At 35.4% G+C, this 16,766-nt stretch carries 17 protein-coding genes; 4 read left to right on the plus strand and 13 right to left on the minus strand.

The genetic code is table 11. The features are described from left to right. The first annotated feature begins 33 nt into the window (after positions 1-33). From BUC31_RS13945 to BUC31_RS13955, 3 genes are all read left to right on the plus strand, one after another. Positions 34-1,047: a dipeptide epimerase gene (locus BUC31_RS13945; protein ID WP_073245180.1), complete on the plus strand. Its 1,014-nt coding sequence runs from the start codon at positions 34-36 to the stop codon at positions 1,045-1,047. Continuing rightward, positions 1,047-2,099, plus strand: coding sequence for an aminotransferase class I/II-fold pyridoxal phosphate-dependent enzyme (locus tag BUC31_RS13950; protein ID WP_073245182.1), 1,053 nt, complete (start codon positions 1,047-1,049; stop codon positions 2,097-2,099). The genes BUC31_RS13945 and BUC31_RS13950 overlap by 1 nt, the downstream gene beginning before the upstream one ends. Before the next feature lie 120 nt (positions 2,100-2,219). Next, a complete protein-coding gene (locus tag BUC31_RS13955; protein WP_073245184.1) occupies positions 2,220-2,666 on the plus strand; it encodes a hypothetical protein in 447 nt (148 codons plus the stop codon). Positions 2,667-2,738: 72 nt separating this feature from the next. On the opposite strand, the gene trxB is transcribed toward BUC31_RS13955, so the two are convergent. Continuing rightward, entirely contained in the window at positions 2,739-3,716 is a 978-nt protein-coding gene (gene trxB, locus BUC31_RS13960) for a thioredoxin-disulfide reductase (RefSeq protein ID WP_073245185.1), read from the minus strand. Positions 3,717-3,937: 221 nt separating this feature from the next. Between trxB and BUC31_RS13965 the strand changes: the two genes are divergently transcribed. After that, complete coding sequence (locus tag BUC31_RS13965) at positions 3,938-4,633, plus strand: LytR/AlgR family response regulator transcription factor (RefSeq protein WP_073245187.1); 696 nt, start codon at positions 3,938-3,940, stop codon at positions 4,631-4,633. A 7-nt stretch (positions 4,634-4,640) separates the two neighbouring features. Here the strand turns inward: BUC31_RS13965 and BUC31_RS13970 are convergent, their stop codons facing one another. From BUC31_RS13970 to BUC31_RS14020, 12 genes are all read right to left on the minus strand, one after another. Further along, positions 4,641-5,777 carry a formylglycine-generating enzyme family protein gene (locus tag BUC31_RS13970; RefSeq protein WP_084135048.1) on the minus strand — a complete coding sequence of 379 codons (1,137 nt, stop codon included), beginning with the start codon at positions 5,775-5,777 and terminating at the stop codon, positions 4,641-4,643. Between the two features lie 49 nt (positions 5,778-5,826). Further along, complete coding sequence (locus tag BUC31_RS13975; RefSeq protein ID WP_073245188.1) at positions 5,827-9,018, minus strand: beta-galactosidase, LacZ type; 3,192 nt, start codon at positions 9,016-9,018, stop codon at positions 5,827-5,829. A 226-nt stretch (positions 9,019-9,244) separates the two neighbouring features. Continuing rightward, the gene (locus tag BUC31_RS13980) at positions 9,245-10,807 is read right to left on the minus strand and encodes an arylsulfatase (protein ID WP_073245190.1); all 1,563 of its coding nucleotides are present in this window, start codon (positions 10,805-10,807) and stop codon (positions 9,245-9,247) included. Between the two features lie 33 nt (positions 10,808-10,840). Then, entirely contained in the window at positions 10,841-11,974 is a 1,134-nt protein-coding gene (locus tag BUC31_RS13985; RefSeq protein ID WP_073245192.1) for an amidohydrolase, read from the minus strand. 56 nt (positions 11,975-12,030) lie between these two features. After that, on the minus strand, positions 12,031-12,219 hold the full coding sequence (locus BUC31_RS20140; protein ID WP_139251972.1) for a hypothetical protein: 189 nt from the start codon (positions 12,217-12,219) through the stop codon (positions 12,031-12,033). Between the two features lie 100 nt (positions 12,220-12,319). Further along, on the minus strand, positions 12,320-13,360 hold the full coding sequence (locus BUC31_RS13990; protein ID WP_073245194.1) for an alkane 1-monooxygenase: 1,041 nt from the start codon (positions 13,358-13,360) through the stop codon (positions 12,320-12,322). A 197-nt stretch (positions 13,361-13,557) separates the two neighbouring features. Then, entirely contained in the window at positions 13,558-13,755 is a 198-nt protein-coding gene (locus tag BUC31_RS13995; protein ID WP_073245196.1) for a hypothetical protein, read from the minus strand. 114 nt (positions 13,756-13,869) lie between these two features. Next, on the minus strand, positions 13,870-14,439 hold the full coding sequence (locus BUC31_RS14000) for a hypothetical protein (protein WP_073245198.1): 570 nt from the start codon (positions 14,437-14,439) through the stop codon (positions 13,870-13,872). Positions 14,440-14,442: 3 nt separating this feature from the next. Then, the gene (locus BUC31_RS14005) at positions 14,443-15,102 is read right to left on the minus strand and encodes a hypothetical protein (RefSeq protein WP_073245199.1); all 660 of its coding nucleotides are present in this window, start codon (positions 15,100-15,102) and stop codon (positions 14,443-14,445) included. A 210-nt stretch (positions 15,103-15,312) separates the two neighbouring features. Beyond that, positions 15,313-15,804 (minus strand): GNAT family N-acetyltransferase, encoded by a 492-nt coding sequence (locus BUC31_RS14010; protein ID WP_073245201.1) that lies wholly within the window; start codon positions 15,802-15,804, stop codon positions 15,313-15,315. A gap of 170 nt (positions 15,805-15,974) precedes the next feature. Further along, a complete protein-coding gene (locus BUC31_RS14015; RefSeq protein ID WP_139251973.1) occupies positions 15,975-16,517 on the minus strand; it encodes a hypothetical protein in 543 nt (180 codons plus the stop codon). Beyond that, entirely contained in the window at positions 16,510-16,764 is a 255-nt protein-coding gene (locus tag BUC31_RS14020; protein WP_073245206.1) for a hypothetical protein, read from the minus strand. The genes BUC31_RS14015 and BUC31_RS14020 overlap by 8 nt, the downstream gene beginning before the upstream one ends. Positions 16,765-16,766 lie beyond the last annotated feature (2 nt).

Consider the following 16,766-nt stretch of genomic DNA (forward strand, 5'->3'; position numbering starts at 1 on the left):
TTGTAGTCGACACCTAATCTGTATATTAGTGGTATGCAAGTACATTTAAAAAAATATACATTACCATTAAAACACACTTTCAGTATATCAAGAGAATCTCATGATTTTCAAGATACTATGATTGCTTCTTTGACTTTAAATGGTAAAACGGGTTATGGCGAGGCTACCTCTAATCCTTATTATAAAATAACTACACAGAGCATGATGGATGAAATCAGCGCCATATCCTCTGAAATTGAACGTTTTGAATTCACAACACCTGAAATTTTCCATGCCTTTTTAGTAAGTAAAGGCTTATCCAATTTTGCTATTTGTGCTCTAGATTTGGCTGCGCATGATCTTTACGGAAAATTATTAGGCAAACCTTTATACGAAATTTGGGGTACAAGCATCGAAAACTACCCAACAACCAATTATACTATAGGTATTGCAGCTATTGATGTTATGTTAGCCAAAATGCAAGAAATGCCATGGCCTATCTATAAAATTAAATTAGGCACTAGTGATGATGTTGCTATTGTCCGTGAATTAAGAAAGCATACAGATGCCATTTTTAGAATTGATGCTAATTGCGCTTGGACTGCAACAGAAACGATACATAATGCACCGCTTTTAAAGGAATTGGGAGTTGAATTTTTAGAGCAACCCCTAAAAGCAGATGATTGGTCTGGTATGGAAGAAGTCATGCACCACAGCGTATTACCCGTAATTGCTGATGAAAGTTGTATTGTAGAAAGTGATGTAGAAAAATGTGCACTTCATTTTAGTGGGATAAATATTAAACTGACCAAGTGTGGCGGACTCACCCCTGCCCTACGCATGATAAAAAAGGCTAAAGAATTAGGGATAAGCGTAATGGTTGGCTGCATGACAGAATCTACAGTAGGTATTTCTGCTATTGCTCAATTAATTCCACAATTAGATTATGTAGATATGGATGGCGCTTTGTTATTAAAAAGTGATATTGCTACGGGAGTTCATATTGAACCTGACGGGAAGGTTATCTTCCCAAAACTAGCCGGTAGCGGTGTTCAATTGTTAGAATAATGTTTACTATTGATGAATTTCCTGATAGAACTATTGCCATTGATGGTAAAGAATACCTATACTTTGGCGGTACCTCATATTTAGGATTACAAACTGATGCGGAGTTTCAATCGGTATTCATCAATAATATTAAAAAATATGGTATTGCCTATAGTGCTTCTCGAAAATCTAATATTAGAATATCAATTTTTGATGAAGTAGATGCTTATTTAGCTGAAATAGTAGGTAGTGAAGCTTGCGTGACCATGTCTTCTGGTTATCTCGCCGGTCAGCTGGTATGTAACTATTTTAGCCAACCCGGTTATCAATTATATTATGCACCACATACGCATTCTGCCTTATTAAGAAATCAACAAGAACTATTTCAAAGCTGGACTGAGCTTGAAAATGCTATCAAACAGGATTCTAACAAGACAGCTGTACTCTTTTTAGATAGTATCGATTTTCACGGAGATAATTATCCGGATTATAACTTCCTTAAAAACTTACCACTACAAAATGTTATTCTAGTTGTAGATGATTCTCACGGAATAGGAATTACCGGAAAAAATGGCGGTGGCAGCTTTAGACTATTACAATCACTGCAACCAAAAGAACTATTAGTTTCTTGCTCTTTAGGTAAAGGGTTTGGCATACAAGCTGGAGCAATATTTAGCAGTACCAATATGATTAATGCGCTAAAAAATACACAGTTTTTTGGCGGAGCTAGTCCTGCAACACCTGCTTCTTTAGCAAGCATTAGAGATGCTAGTTCACTTATCGCCACTAAAAGAATACAATTAGCAGAAAATATGGATCTATTCTTGAAAAATGTTTCAGGCAGGTCCCTTTTTGTATATGCGGAAGGACATCCGACCTTTAATTTTCAAAATGAAATACTTGCTAATTATCTGGAAGAAAATTGTATTCTAGTTACCAATTTTAGATATCCAACAGAAAATGATTCCCTCATGAGTCGTATAGTTATAAGCGCTTCTCACACCAATGAAGACATTTTAAAGCTTTGCACTATTCTTAATTCACACTCTTCAAATCCACAACAATTACTTTAATTACCTAACTATCATTATGTTATTCGTAATTATTAGTGTTATTTATTATTAAATTCCAATATTTAATTCGTATCTTTTTAGTACACATTCAACTCTTTTATTAACTAACACCTTACCACTATGAAAAAAATTATAGGATTGGTATTGCTGATGCTACTATTGGTATCAGCCGCCTCAACAAATTCCATTAACGAAAATTACATGCATACCATAGAAGGTACATGGGAACTGGAAAGTTTTTATAATTACGACGGACAACAAGTAATTGATACCGTACCCACTGCAGACGGTTATAGACAGGTTAAAATGTACTACAATGGTAAAATTATGTGGTCTAGATATGTACCGGTAGATAAAGTTGGTAGATTTGGTTACGGTACTTATAATATTACTGATGACAGATTAATGGAAACGCTAGAATATGGTGATAATGAAATGATTCAAGCTATGGATACCCTGCGCGTTTTCACTTTTGAACTTCAACTTAATGATAACAGATTTAGCCAAATAAGTTTAGATGAAGAAGGTAATAGAACATTCTCTGAAAACTACGTAAGAATAGATTAACAAAACACGTTAAACAAAAAAAGAGCCCATTCTAACGAATGGGCTCTTTTGTATTTTATGCTATACTAATTACTAGTACTTATCTGCAATTGCTTCTTCAACAGAACCAATTGATGCTAAGTAACGTTCTGCATCTAATGCAGCCATACAGCCTGACCCTGCAGCTGTAACTGCTTGTCTGTATTCTTTATCTTGAGCATCTCCACTAGCAAAGACACCTGGTAAATTAGTTTTGGTAGACTTACCTTTTGTAATTAGGTAACCCGTTTCGTCCATATCTAATTGACCTTTAAATATATCAGTATTTGGTTTATGACCAATTGCGATGAATATACCGGTAATAGCGATTTCTTCTTTCTCGCCTGTTTGGTTATTTACCATTCGTAAACCTTCAACAACTTGGTCACCTAAAACTTCATCTACTTCAGTATTATAACGTACTTCAATATTTTTAAGGCTGTGAACTCTATGTTGCATCGCTTTAGATGCTCTCATTTCATCTTTACGCACCAACATCGTTACTTTATTACAAATGTTAGCCAAATAAGATGCTTCTTCTGCTGCAGTATCACCTGCACCAACAATAGCTACATCTTGCCCTTTATAGAAAAAGCCATCACAAACTGCACAAGCAGATACTCCTCCACCACGTAAACGTTGCTCACTAGGTATATTTAAATACTTAGCAGATGCACCGGTAGAAATAATAATAGTTTCAGCTTCAATTTGCTTTTCACCATCGGCAACTACTTTATGAATACCTCCTTTTTCTTTTGAAAACTCAACTGAAGTAATCATACCAATTCTAACTTCGGTACCAAAACGTTCAGCTTGCTGTTGCAACTGCACCATCATCGTAGGACCATCGATACCTTCTGGGTATCCTGGAAAGTTATCTACTTCAGTTGTGGTGGTCAATTGACCCCCTGGCTCCATACCTGTATACATAACAGGTTTTAAATCTGCACGGGCAGCATAAATAGCTGCTGTATACCCTGCAGGACCAGATCCTATAATTAATGTTTTTACACGTTCTATTTTATCAGACATAATATCAAGTGGTTCTATTAAATTCTCTACTACAAAAGTAGGTTTTTGAGCTAAAAACTTACAATATAGTTATCAAAAGTTTTTATACGAATATTAGCTATGAAGATAACTATTTACTATTTTTCGCCAGTTTTTCTAACTTTTTGTTCAAATAAAATTGAAGAAAAATGAACTTTCCCCCATTCTTTACGTATGTATAGTAGAACTTATATTATTATCGAATGAAAACCTTTAAATGCGCTATCATAGAAGATTCTAGCACGCAGCGAAAACTTCTTGAGCAAATTATCGAGAAAAATAAAAACCTAAAGCTCTTACATTCTTCTAGTGCGAGTGCTGAAAGCTTAGCAGAGGTAAATGCCTTGAAGATAGATTTCTTATTTCTTGATATTGAAATGCCCGTTATGAACGGATTCGAATTTTTAGCCGGACTAACAATTCATCCGCAAGTAATTATTACGAGTCAGAATCAGAAATATGCCCTTGATGCTTTTGAGTTTAATGTAACGGATTTTCTTTTAAAGCCCTTTAGCAATACTAGGTTTGAAGCTGCCATTACCAAAGCAATTGATAAGGCGAAATCTGTAAAAAAGAAACAACCCGAAAGCAAATTAGTAGTAAAACACAATCTTAAGCAGGTGGAACTTAATATGCATGGCATATTATATGTTGAAGCTTTGGGTGACTATGTAAAAGTGGTTACTGAAGAACGCAACTATATTATTCTCTCTACCATGAATGCTTTTAACAAAAGACTTGGTTCAGAAAATTTTATACGAATTCATAAATCGTATATCGTTAATTTAAAAATGGTGGAGCGCTATAATCACGAATTCATTGAAATTAAGAATAAGAAAATTCCGATTAGCCGAGCCAAAATAGTTGAACTCGACCAGCTTTTAAATTGTATCGAATAAATATTTCTTAGTTCTTTTCAAGCATCTCTACCGTTGCTACCGTTCTAAACCCGGTATGTTCTAAAGAAGAATCCATACTAGATCCCATTCTTGCAGATACTCTGTAACTAGCACAATACGATGCACTACATAAAAAAGAGCCGCCTTTAATTACGCGTTCTTTAGCAAGTGGATTATTTGGTGTAAACGGAGCTTCTGCTCCCGCAGGATTTATTAAAACCTTATTTCTATCCTTTATCTCTTTATAGTAGTTGGTATTATACCAATCGCTAGTCCATTCCCAAACATTGCCTGCCATATCATACAATCCGTAAGCATTTGGAGGATATGATTTTACCGGCGCGCGAAGTTCGAAACCGTCTGCTATTGTATTCTCTACAGGAAATTCACCTTCCCAAGTATTTGCTTTTTCCTTTAAAACAGATTCATTATCACCCCAGTTATATATAGTGCCGTATGAACCTGCTCTAGATGCCAGCTCCCACTCCGCCTCTGTTGGCAAACGTCTATTTGCCCAGTCGCAATAAGCCAATGCATCTTCGTAAGATACCTGCACTACCGGGTAATTGTCTTTGCCTTTAATGCTACTTTTAGGTCCGTTTGGGTGTTTCCAGTCTGCACCGATAGTCCAGTTCCACCACTGCGAAAAGTCATATAAATTAGGTACTGTAGATTTTGCTTTTTTAAATGTCAATGATCCTGGTTGCAATATAGAATCGTGTGGTTTTTCGGTACCTGGTGGCACTTGCTTTTTAAGTTCTTCCCAATCTATTCCCTTTTCGGCAACTGTTATATAGCCCGTAGCTTTTACAAATGCCGCAAACTGAGCGTTGGTAACTTCTGTGGCATCCATAAAAAAACCATCAACTGTTACATCAATAGCTGGTTTTTCATGATCCATTGCCGTTTTATCACTGCTAATTGCTCCTTGCTCAAAAGTTGCACCAGAAACCCAAACCATGCCATCAGGCGCAGCTAATTCTTCAGGTTTTTTGCTCAAAATCGTATGCTCCACTACCTGTGCGGTTTCTTCAACCTTCGCTGCAACTTTTTCTTGGGCTTTGTTTTCTTTGGATTCCGGCTTACAATTTACCATTCCTAAAAACAATAAACCTAACCCTAAAACTTGTACACTTTTATTCATGGCTTAAATATACTTTCTACGTTTTAATTCATCTCTAAATAATCCGATTTTAACGAATAGGACTAATTACGTACTGAAATGAAAGGTTTTCTGGTTGAATCTGATATTTCTCCATTGGTAGTAATCCCCAGCTGTTATCACCACCTACACCCATTTGACCATGGTCAATATTAATATTGATTAAATCCCTAGTTGGAATATCATAAGTGTGCTGCTGTCTTTTCTGTGTACCCTCATCAAAATCTGAATTCAACTGATGATGCGCACTGAAAGAGAATAATTCTGGAGCTGTAATTTTTATACCTTTTCCTTCCTTATTTTCAAATGACAAGGTTCTTATATCTGTTCTGTTCCCGTTCTCTTGCGGACGTATATATTTAAAATATAAATCGGAAACATTGGCATCGTATACACCTACCAAAGCGGCCGTTTTACGATCTTGGTAATTTTCATGTTCTCCTCTACCATACCATTCTACCTGATCGTAGCTGGTATCAATGATTAAATTATTACCAAATCTTGGCATAATTGGTAAATCGCTGCTCATACCTTTTAACTTGGTACTTACTAATATTTCGCCTTTGGTATTAATGGTATAGGTTACCTTTACCTGACCATTTACAGAAGGTAATTCGTAATCTGCACTCAGCTTTAAATCTTTTCTGATTTTAAAAGGATTAGCAGTTAGCTTTACAGCATCTATAATTTTCTTCCCTTCATTTGAGTTTACTTCTAAACTCATTATATTTTGGGTATCGGTAGCTTCTTTCCATTTCTTTAAAAGTTTAGGCATATTATAACCATAATCATTATCATTTGGTGCTCTCCAGAAATTTACGCTAGGTCCTTTTTGTAACAGATTCCCTTGTCCGTAATCTATAGATGATAAGGTACCGTCTTTACTGTTGAAACCGATTTTAAATCCGTCACCTTTTACAATAATGGTATCATCAATTTTAGTAACCACTAATCCGTCAATATTCTCCTCAAATATAGAAGGGTTGAAATCTGTTAATTGAAACTGCTCGTAAGCCAATAAATAATTTGCTGGTATTAAGGCACTTTCATTTTTTGTAGTCATATATACATTCAAATGATATTCAGAAGCTGCATTTGCCAATGCTGGCAATTCTAATTGAACTTCTTTAGTTTCATACGGAGCAATATCTACATCTGCCAAATTCCCTTTCCCTACTTCTACTCCATTTTCTAACAACTTCCAGGAAAAAGCATATTCAGATAAGTTGGTGAAATCATACATATTTTTTAAACTGATTTTTCCAGATTTCGGATTCTCAGCCCTAAACTTCACATATTGATACACCTTCTTTACTTCATATAAAGCCGGATGCGCAGAACGATCGGGATCTACTAATCCGTTCAAGCAGAAATTATTATCATTCTGTAATTCTGCCCCGCCTAAATCGCCACCAAAAGCATAAAACTCAACGCCGTCTTCATTGGTGGCTTTTAAACCTTGATCTACCCAATCCCAAATGAAACCGCCTTGTAATACATCATACTTTTCAATGGCATCCCAATATTCTTGTAAATTACCAACACTATTACCCATAGCATGAGCATACTCGCACTGAATCAATGGTCTTTTCGGATCATTCTCTGCATATGCGATAGTTTGGTCAACCCTAGAATACATAGGCGCCTGTATATCTGTATTCGAGAAATTAGTCGCTCCTTCATACTGCACTGGTCTAGTAGTATCATGTGCCTTTAACCAGTCATATGTATCAAAAAGGTTTTGACCGTTACCGGCTTCATTGCCTAATGACCAAGTTACAATCGAAGTATAATTTTTATCGCGCTCGAACATACGAATAGTTCTATCTAAATGCATTTCTTTCCACTCTGGGCGGTATGCTGGGTGAATGGCAATTGCGGCTTCATCACCGTCTAAACCTTGGTTAGTAGCTCCCATACCATGAATTTCAATGTTGGCTTCATCAACTACATAAAACCCATACTTATCTGCCATTCTATAGAAAAACTCATTTTTAGGGTAGTGACTACAACGAATGGAATTGATATTATTCTGCTTCATTACCTCCATGTCTTTCAAGGTAATTTCTTCGCAAATAACATGACCTGTTACTTCATCATGATCATGAAGGTTTACGCCTTTTATTAAAACAGGCATACCGTTTACCAAAAACTGATTGTTCTTAATTTCGATTTTTCTGAATCCTATTTTAGAACTGATTGCTTCGGTAGTATTTCCTTTTTTATCCTTGAGCGTAAAAAGTAGCGTATATAAATTCGGCTTTTCAGCATTCCATGTCTTTACATTAGGAATCTCCTGAGCAAATTTTACCGTAGTTGTGCCTTCAACTACATCTAATTTTTGGTCTACTTTAAATATTTCCTTAGCACCATCTAATAAAGTAACTTCTACTTGAGCATCTTTTTGCTTCTTGCCCGTATTCGCCAGTTTTAAATTTAAACTGAATTTACCGTTGGTATACGTATCATCTAAATCTGCCACCACCGAGTAATCTTTTATGGTAGCTTTATTGGTCGTATATAAATACACATCTCTGTCTATACCGCTTAAACGCCAAAAATCTTGATCTTCTAAATAGCTGGCATCTGACCAACGTAATACCTGTACGGACAAATCATTTTTGCCTGCTTTCAGGTATTTAGAAATATTGAATTCTGCGGGTGTTTTACTGCCTTCGCTATAGCCAACCATTTGTCCGTTCATATACACATACATAGCACCGCTTACACCGCCAAAATGCAAATACACTTCTTTCCCATTCCAGCTTTCAGGAGTTTCAAAACTGCGCTTATAGCTACCTACGGAGTTGATATCGTGGGGAATAAATGGTGGATTCTTAGGGAAAGGATACACCACGTTTGTATAAATTGGTGTGCCATGACCTTTTAATTCCCAGTTAGATGGTACCGTAATTTTATCCCAACCGGATGTATCAAAACCTGCATTGAAAAATGTAGTTGGGCGTTCTGGTACACTTGCGGCATAATTAAAATCCCACTCACCATTTAAAGATTGATAGAAAGATGAATTCTCCCAACTTTCATTTGCTAGAGCTGACGTTGCATTCTCATAACGATATAAAGATGCCGTAGGATCTTCGCGATTTATTTGAAAAATTTCAGGATTCTCCCACTCCGGATTTTCCCATTTTGGAGCTTGTGCAGATGCAAATGCAGTGAATAAAAAGATGCCGAGTACGCAAATTTTAATACAGTTTTTCATGTTCTAGTTGTTCAAGTGTGTTAGTTACAATCTATACGAATTCACTATTATTATAATGATTTCGCATTGTAGATGTTTTAATTTATGGAAATTCACATTTTGATACCCGAATATTTCAGATACTATCAAATATTCCATCCTTGCAAAATACAACTAAACTTGCGAATTTGAAAAAGATACCATGTTGTAGACCTCATAAAATAATGAGGTTGCGCATGCCATAATCTTAATGGCTTAAGAATCCGTTTTCTAGCAGTGGAATTTGAAAACGTTCAGTATCTGGTTTGGTGTGTTCTTTTTTGAATATTTCTGCCGCCTTTTCTAAAATCTCAAGATAATCTAAAGCTATATTATTCTTTTCTGTAGGGTCGTTCTTTAAATTATAAAGCTCTAATGTTGGCTGCTCGTTATCTTTTAAATGCTGACGAACTACTTTAAAATCGCCCATTCTAATCGCTATTTGTCCGCCATATTCGGGGAATTCCCAATACATAAACTCATGTTGTATTTGCTTATCTTCGCCTAATAATGTGGGTAAGAAGCTAATTCCGTCTGTGTCTATTGGTTTTTCCATTTTAAGGATATCAACAACAGTTGCCAGCATATCATAATGTGCAGAGGCATGGTCGCTTTTAGTATCCGGCTTTATTTTGCCTGGCCAGGTAAAAAATGTAGGCACTCTAATTCCGCCTTCATACACAAATCCTTTCCCCTTACCATAAACACCATCAAAAGGTTTTGCGCTTTCAAAAAATGTAGGATCGGCTCCGCCTGCATAACTTGGTCCGTTATCAGAGGTAAATACAATCAGTGTGTTCTCATAAATTCCTTCATCCTTTAACTGCTTCACCAACTTACCCACGTTCTCATCAAAATAAGAAACCATGGCGGCATACGCTGCATGGGGAGTCTGATGCGAAAAATAACCGTTACCCTCACCGGACAAATACGGCTCTTCTGGTCCAAATTTCTCCACATAATAATCTACCCAACGCTGCGGAGCTTGTAATGCCACATGCGGAATGGGTGTTGCCCAATACAAGAAAAACGGATTGTCTTTATTTGCTGCCACAAAACCCGTAAGCTCTTTAAACATTAAGTCTGGTGCATAATCTGTTAGCGTATAGTCCTTATAGCTATCAGGATTCTTTGGATCTAACCCTTTTGGGAACGGTGAACTTGGTGCAACGGTATCATTCGCCAAATGAACGCGGTTTCTGTTCTTATACAAATGCAATGGATAATACGTGTGTGCCTGTCGCTGGCAATTGAATCCGTAGAAAAAATCGAATCCCATTTCATTTGGTATGGAGTGTGTATGTGGTGCGCCTAATCCCCATTTACCAACCAAACCTGTCTTGTAACCCTCATCTTTTAAGTAATTAGCAATGGTCTTGGTCCCTTTAGGAACTGGTCTTTGCCCCTCTAAGGTGGAATCTTTTGCCATGGCTTTATAATTCCATACATCGCCACGGTCATTCCACTCATCATTACCCCTTATAAAAGAATTACCTGCGTGCTTACCGGTCAAAAACATATATCTGGCAGGTGCGCAAACGGGAGCACTAGAGTAATGCTGTGTAAAAATCATGCCTTGTTTTGATAAGGCGTCGATATTGGGCGTTTCTATTTTCTCTTGACCAAAAGCGCCTATTTCGGCATAACCTAAATCGTCAGCTAGTATGTAAATGATATTTGGTTTTTGCGCTATTGGCGATTCAATTTTCTTTTCATCTTGACAAGAAAAAAGCTGAATAGCTACAAAAAGTAATAGGAAGATATTTTTCATATTGGTCAGATAGGTTGGTTGTCTTAAAGATACCTATTTTCCTAAAATATCTGTAATCAAACCTTTAAACATCAAAAGCCCCGTATCTATGAGCTCATCGGGAAAATCGTAATCAGAATGATGTAAGGCTGGCTGATTTTGCCCTGCCCCTAATCCGAAAATGGCACTTTTATATTTTGATGAAAACCACCCAAAATCTTCTCCGAATTTTAATGACTTCGGATGCTCAACCAATTCTAAATTTTGTTGCTTTGCTACCTTTTCAACTAAAGCAACGCACTCTGTATTATTATCTGAAGCCGGAAAAAACTCGAACCAATCTATTTCTGCTTTCAATTTATGAGTGTTTGAAACTTCACTTACTGCTTGTTTTATTTTACCTTCTAAAACATTCATTACTTCACCGCTCCATGTGCGAATGGTATAATGTAATGCTGCATTTTCGGGAGAAATTCCGTAATTCTTCTCCCCTAAATCAATACAAATTGGGGTCAAAATAGCAAAATCAGTACTATGAGCATTAGGGTTTTCAAACGTAGCAATTATTTGAATTAATTCTGCCACTGCCATTGCAGGATTCACTCCGTTTTCTGGCTCAGAAGCATGAGCTTTCTTTCCTTTTAATTGAATTTTAAAGCTTTGGACTGTAGCCGTAAAGAAACCTAATTTTACAATGATAGAATGCATTTTCTCACCTGGAAGGTTATGAAGTGCAAAGACATAATCTGGATTGAGATTTAGAAATTGCTCATCTTCTAAAACCCTTGCAGCACCTTTTCCTGTTTCTTCTGCCGGTTGAAAAAGTAATACTACTTTGCCTTTGTTGAACTTAGCCACTGATAACCACTCAGCCAAACCAGCAACAATAGTCATGTGACCATCATGACCACATTTATGCGATACTCCGTAATTATCAGATGTATACGCAAATGTATTCTCTTCAATTATTGGCAAGGCATCCAGCTCACAACGAATAACAATGGTTGGTCCGTTTTCTTCAAATTCATATACAACCGCAACCCCCGCCCCGCCTATATTACTTATAATTTCTGCGGGATGGTATTTCTTAACAAATTCTATGATACGTTTTGCTGTAAAATGTTCTTTCCCTGAAAGCTCAGGGTTTTGGTGTAGTTGTTTTCTAAGCTGAACCAAGGTTTTATTCATACCATAAATATAGGATGATTATCGCGAGACTAGAAATAACGATATACTTATTAAAACTAAATCTTACCGTTATTTTTCATTTCGTAGACTGCATATAAAATGAGACCAACAGAGCATAATCCCATACCTAACGGTGATAAAAAACCATTGTTCAAACTAGCATTGGTCAGCTCTATAATTACTGCTGCTATTAGTATTAAAAGCCCAAGAAGACTTACCGTTAAAGAAATGTCTTTGATGTTCATTTTTTGTATTTTTTAGAACTAACCTCCATAAGATTAGTTGTTCGTATTATTATCGAAAATAATTATCCCCATATTTCAGAAGTTCGGCGGACCGATACTATCAGACTATCATATCTTTTGGTATTCTCTTATTCATTATGGCAAACCATAATGGCGGATATAAAGACAACACCATAGATGTAGGATATCCATAAGCCATTTGCGGACTCTCATCGTGGCAATCTAATATTTGATATTTTTTTGAAGATTTATAATGGTGATCGCTGTGTCTGGTTAACTCATATAAAACAATTCGCCCAACTACGTGGTTAGAGTTCCATGAGTGCATTTCGCGAACACGTTCATATCTACCAGATTTGGTTTTATGTCGTAATAAACCATAATGTTCAATATAGTTTACAGTTTCAAGCATAATGAAACCAACGATACCCGCTAAAAGTCCAAACAATAGCACTTTAGGACTGAAGAAAAATAAAATAGCACCCAAGTACATCATCTGGAAAAAAGTATACCAAAGCATGTCATTATTGACAGACATAAAACCTTGGTTATTACTCTTCAACAGTCTTTTCTGAATTTTCCATGCATTAAAGTATTGCCGAAAACTTGAAGTAAACCAAAAAGAATACACACTTTGATTGTACTTGGCAGTAGCCGGATCTTCTGGTGTTGCGGCATGCAAATGATGCCCAAAATTATGTTCAATATAAAAATGCATGTAAAAACTTGGTAGTAACAAAGCCTTGCCTATAAAACGCTCGTTGGTACTCTGTCGATGACCAAGTTCGTGGGCAACATTTATTCCGTTAGTACCTAAAACAATACCTATCGAGAAAATTAAACCTAAAAATTCATACGTAGCCAGGTTTTGCGTATTCACAATGTAAAAACCCCATAATAACAACCCAATAATAACCGGTAAATTGAGATAGAGAAGCCAATCAAAAACTTTTCGTTTTAGTTTATCTTCTACCTCGTTTTCGTCTAAATTGGAAGTTTCAACAGGAAGTAAGATTTCTAATATCGGAATAATTACAAATGCGTAAAAAGGCGTTAGAAAGGTAAAAATCCCCTTGAAGTATAAACCCATAAAAGCAACTAAGGGCAAAGAAAATGCAGCTAGGTATTTCAAGTCTTTCATAAAGGGTACAGTGATTTAATTTATCAAAAAAACAATAGTTATATCGTGTTTATTTTAATCTGTAATAAGCTTATTGACAGCTGACTAAAGCTAATCAATTTACTTTGATAAATTAAATCTTTATAATTTACATTTTTTATAAGACGTTAGGTTATATCAAAAAATGTGTAGGTAAATTCATCGCCCTTATATAACTACTATTCAACTTTATTTTCCTTTCCTTTTTTCATGTAACCAATAGCCCAAAGAAATAGACCCAATGGTAATATGATATCGATGGATTCGTAAACTGAACTTAGTGCTTCAATAACATAATATTTCTTTGAAATGAAAAATAACGCCCCAATTATTATAAGCGTGAAACCGATGATTTCTAATGTATTTTTCTTTTCCATTTTTTTATTTTTTTAATTGCAAGATTCAAAATATTTGGCGGACTGTGTAAACATGACCTAGCCTTTAAATATGGCACTTTATGAGTTGTTTGTTATAGCCATTGTCAGCAAAAATTATTCTGCATTCAGTTGAAATTTTTGAGCTCTTCCATTAGAGTTTCGCACAACAATTTCATACTCTCCTTGTCTTAAAGCAAGGTTTATGAATTCAGTTTTATTCTCAATTTCTAAAATATCCATGGGAATAGCAGTTTTTATATCCTCTCCTTTTTTATAAGCCAAAACCATTATTGGATAATCCATTTCTATATTTTTCAAATTCAACTTAATCATTTTATTACCGTTCTTAATAAGCCAATTTGGTCTTCCATTTTCAAACACTGTATTTGGATGTAAAATAGCAATGTCAGACCAGCTTTCTCCTCGTACATATTCCATGGGATTTCCTTCTTTGTCTAATAGAGCAGTCGCTTCCGTCAGTTTTAAAGCTTTTAATAATGGATGATTAAATTCAGGCTTGCTTTTTTCGGTGTAAAGAACTTGATATATTGTCAAAGGGTCGATTCCTGTAAATTCGGTTAGTCTACCTGCCATAGCTTTACCCCAAGATTCGTAATTTCCTTCCAAAGCATGTGCGTAACCACAATGAATTATAAATTTTTCATTTGGGCGTTCTTCAATCACTTTTTAAATATTTCTAGCCTGTTCAATTTCCCTTTCTGTCCCATTTACATCTGAAGTCTGTTCATAAGAAAAGACATTGAATCCAATTTCGAGCGCAGACCTTACCAAATCTCCAAATTGCGGGTCTGTCATGTAAAATCCTGATTTCTGAAGTGGATATTTACGCTTGTTTAATAATGTATCTTTATTGGAACTATTGTCTAAATCTTCAAAACTAATGTTTGAGTATCCATTTTTGTAAAGTTTTTTTAAAAGTGATTTTGTAAAAACCCTGTGACTAGAGTTATGATGAGCTTCATTGATTATTAAAACTTTATGTTCTTTCGATTGTTTAACTATAAGGTTTACGGCATTAACTTTCTTGTATTTTTCATTTATAGAATCAATTTCTAAAATTGTATAGGCTGTATCTCTTGTTCCCATTGCTAAATCCCATGTCGATAAAGCGTTTTGATAATCGCCTTTTGAGGCATATTCAGATGCCCCCATTTGATACTTAAATCCTGTGAACCTTGGGTCGGTTAATGTATCCGATAGAATTTTATCCTCAATCTCGGAATTAAACATGTATTCAGTTTCGAAATCAATTTCCTCAATTACTCGTTTCTCCTTCTTACACCCAACCACTAATAATATTAAAATACTCGCTAAAAGGTTTTTCATAATTTTTGCAAACGGTTTATGTAAGCGCCGTACGGAGGCAAGGAAATTTTTCGTTTCCGTCTGAGCATTTAGCTAAAGGGTATTGTTTAGTTTTATTTTTTCTTTTCCAAAGCGAAATCCCAAAGATTTAGCGACTTCATAAATATACACAGACCTTTCTGTTTAGCCAGAACCCTGTATTGTGTATAGGTTGTATTGTAGCTAGTTTTATTACTCCTCTTTCAAGTCTTTATACATAATGTATGTATCAACCAGACCTAATTTAGAATGTCTAAAACCTTTTGGTGTGGTTCCAATTATTTCAAATCCGTATTTTTTCCATAATTCTACTGCTCCTTTATTTGTACTTACCACAATATTAAACTGGATTCCTTCGAAATTATGTTGCTTTGCTATTTCAAGTGAGTGTTCACAAAGTTTTTTTCCGACCCCTCTTCCTTGGGTGTCGGGATTTACCATATAACTACAGTTTGCAATATGATTTCCTAAATCAATTTGGTTAGGTTTGATAATATATGTTCCGAGTATTTGTCCATTCTCTTCTATTACATAAGTTTCCATATAATCAGCAAACCAATGCTTTTTCAAATCCTTTTTCGGAGTATTTGGATTGAAGACATACGTGTCTCCAGTTTTAATGACTTCTGAAAATATCAGCCAAACTTGGTCAAAATCGGATTCTAGTGCTTTTCTAATATTCAATATTTATAGTTTCTTAAATTAGTTACAACATTTTAGCAATGAACAGAGCAAACTAGCGTTTGCTTTCCGCCACACACATAGCAAAATTTTTTTGTTTTGTTTTTTCTTTTCCTGTCCAAAGCAAAATCCAAAAGATTTTGCGACATTATAAATAGACACAAACCTTACGTTTAAGCCCGAAGCCCGTATTGTTTATAGGTTGTGTTGGCGGTAGTTTTTTCCAGCAATTCATTCCAAACCTCGGAATAGGTTTTGTTTTTTTCTATAAAGAAAGATTCGTAAGGATTCATTATGAAAATACTTCCGCAAAATTTTGTTAGCTCAGCACTTAACTTTATTAAAATTCTAATGTCTGTTTTAATTCCTGAGATGCTGTTAACGGGATTATTAATATTTTGACTTTCATAACGTATGGTTAAATCCTCCGTAAATTCCGTTTCATCATCAGATATTCCAAAGACGTGAATTGTTATGTCTTTTCCGTTTTTTAGTTCGGTTGAATCTTGAGTTTTTCTTTCTTCAATAATTTTAATTCCCGAATCCTTTAAAGCTTGGTATATTTCAGTTAAATTAGGGTACCTAGCATTCTTATCAGAATAGGCTAACCCAGGAGAGAAATAAGAATCCAAATCTTTTAGATAGGAATAGAAATCCACATCATTTTGGACTTCACATATCGATATTAAATTATGACTTTGTCCCATTTTAATCAAACACGTATTTTTCAAATCCACCATTGAAAACTTTTTCCGTCCAAGTTTTAAATTCCATAATATTTTCGATTTTGTAGTTTTTGTCTTGACTTATGATTTCTAGTGATTTGCCTTCTTGCAATTCTTTTTTTAATTCCTTCAATTCAGAAACGCACCATTGAAAAGGAGTAGCTGTGTCATACCATACAGAACTAGAAAAACTCTTGACTAATTTGTTATCGATGTATATTTTGTGTTCAATGTCCATTT

The sequence above is a fragment of the Maribacter aquivivus genome (assembly GCF_900142175.1).
In the GTDB taxonomy this organism is placed as follows: Bacteria; Bacteroidota; Bacteroidia; order Flavobacteriales; family Flavobacteriaceae; genus Maribacter; species Maribacter aquivivus.

Coding starts and splice junctions, on each gene's coding strand:
- BUC31_RS13955 (WP_073245184.1), top strand. CDS start 2,220: ATGAAAAAAATTATAGGATTGGTATTGCTGATGCTACTATTGGTATCA.
- BUC31_RS13985 (WP_073245192.1), bottom strand. CDS start 11,974: ATGAATAAAACCTTGGTTCAGCTTAGAAAACAACTACACCAAAACCCT.
- BUC31_RS20140 (WP_139251972.1), bottom strand. CDS start 12,219: ATGAACATCAAAGACATTTCTTTAACGGTAAGTCTTCTTGGGCTTTTA.
- BUC31_RS13980 (WP_073245190.1), bottom strand. CDS start 10,807: ATGAAAAATATCTTCCTATTACTTTTTGTAGCTATTCAGCTTTTTTCT.
- BUC31_RS13990 (WP_073245194.1), bottom strand. CDS start 13,360: ATGAAAGACTTGAAATACCTAGCTGCATTTTCTTTGCCCTTAGTTGCT.
- BUC31_RS14005 (WP_073245199.1), bottom strand. CDS start 15,102: ATGAAAAACCTTTTAGCGAGTATTTTAATATTATTAGTGGTTGGGTGT.
- BUC31_RS13965 (WP_073245187.1), top strand. CDS start 3,938: ATGAAAACCTTTAAATGCGCTATCATAGAAGATTCTAGCACGCAGCGA.
- BUC31_RS13945 (WP_073245180.1), top strand. CDS start 34: ATGCAAGTACATTTAAAAAAATATACATTACCATTAAAACACACTTTC.
- trxB (WP_073245185.1), bottom strand. CDS start 3,716: ATGTCTGATAAAATAGAACGTGTAAAAACATTAATTATAGGATCTGGT.
- BUC31_RS13995 (WP_073245196.1), bottom strand. CDS start 13,755: ATGGAAAAGAAAAATACATTAGAAATCATCGGTTTCACGCTTATAATA.
- BUC31_RS14020 (WP_073245206.1), bottom strand. CDS start 16,764: ATGGACATTGAACACAAAATATACATCGATAACAAATTAGTCAAGAGT.
- BUC31_RS13975 (WP_073245188.1), bottom strand. CDS start 9,018: ATGAAAAACTGTATTAAAATTTGCGTACTCGGCATCTTTTTATTCACT.
- BUC31_RS13950 (WP_073245182.1), top strand. CDS start 1,047: ATGTTTACTATTGATGAATTTCCTGATAGAACTATTGCCATTGATGGT.
- BUC31_RS13970 (WP_084135048.1), bottom strand. CDS start 5,777: ATGAATAAAAGTGTACAAGTTTTAGGGTTAGGTTTATTGTTTTTAGGA.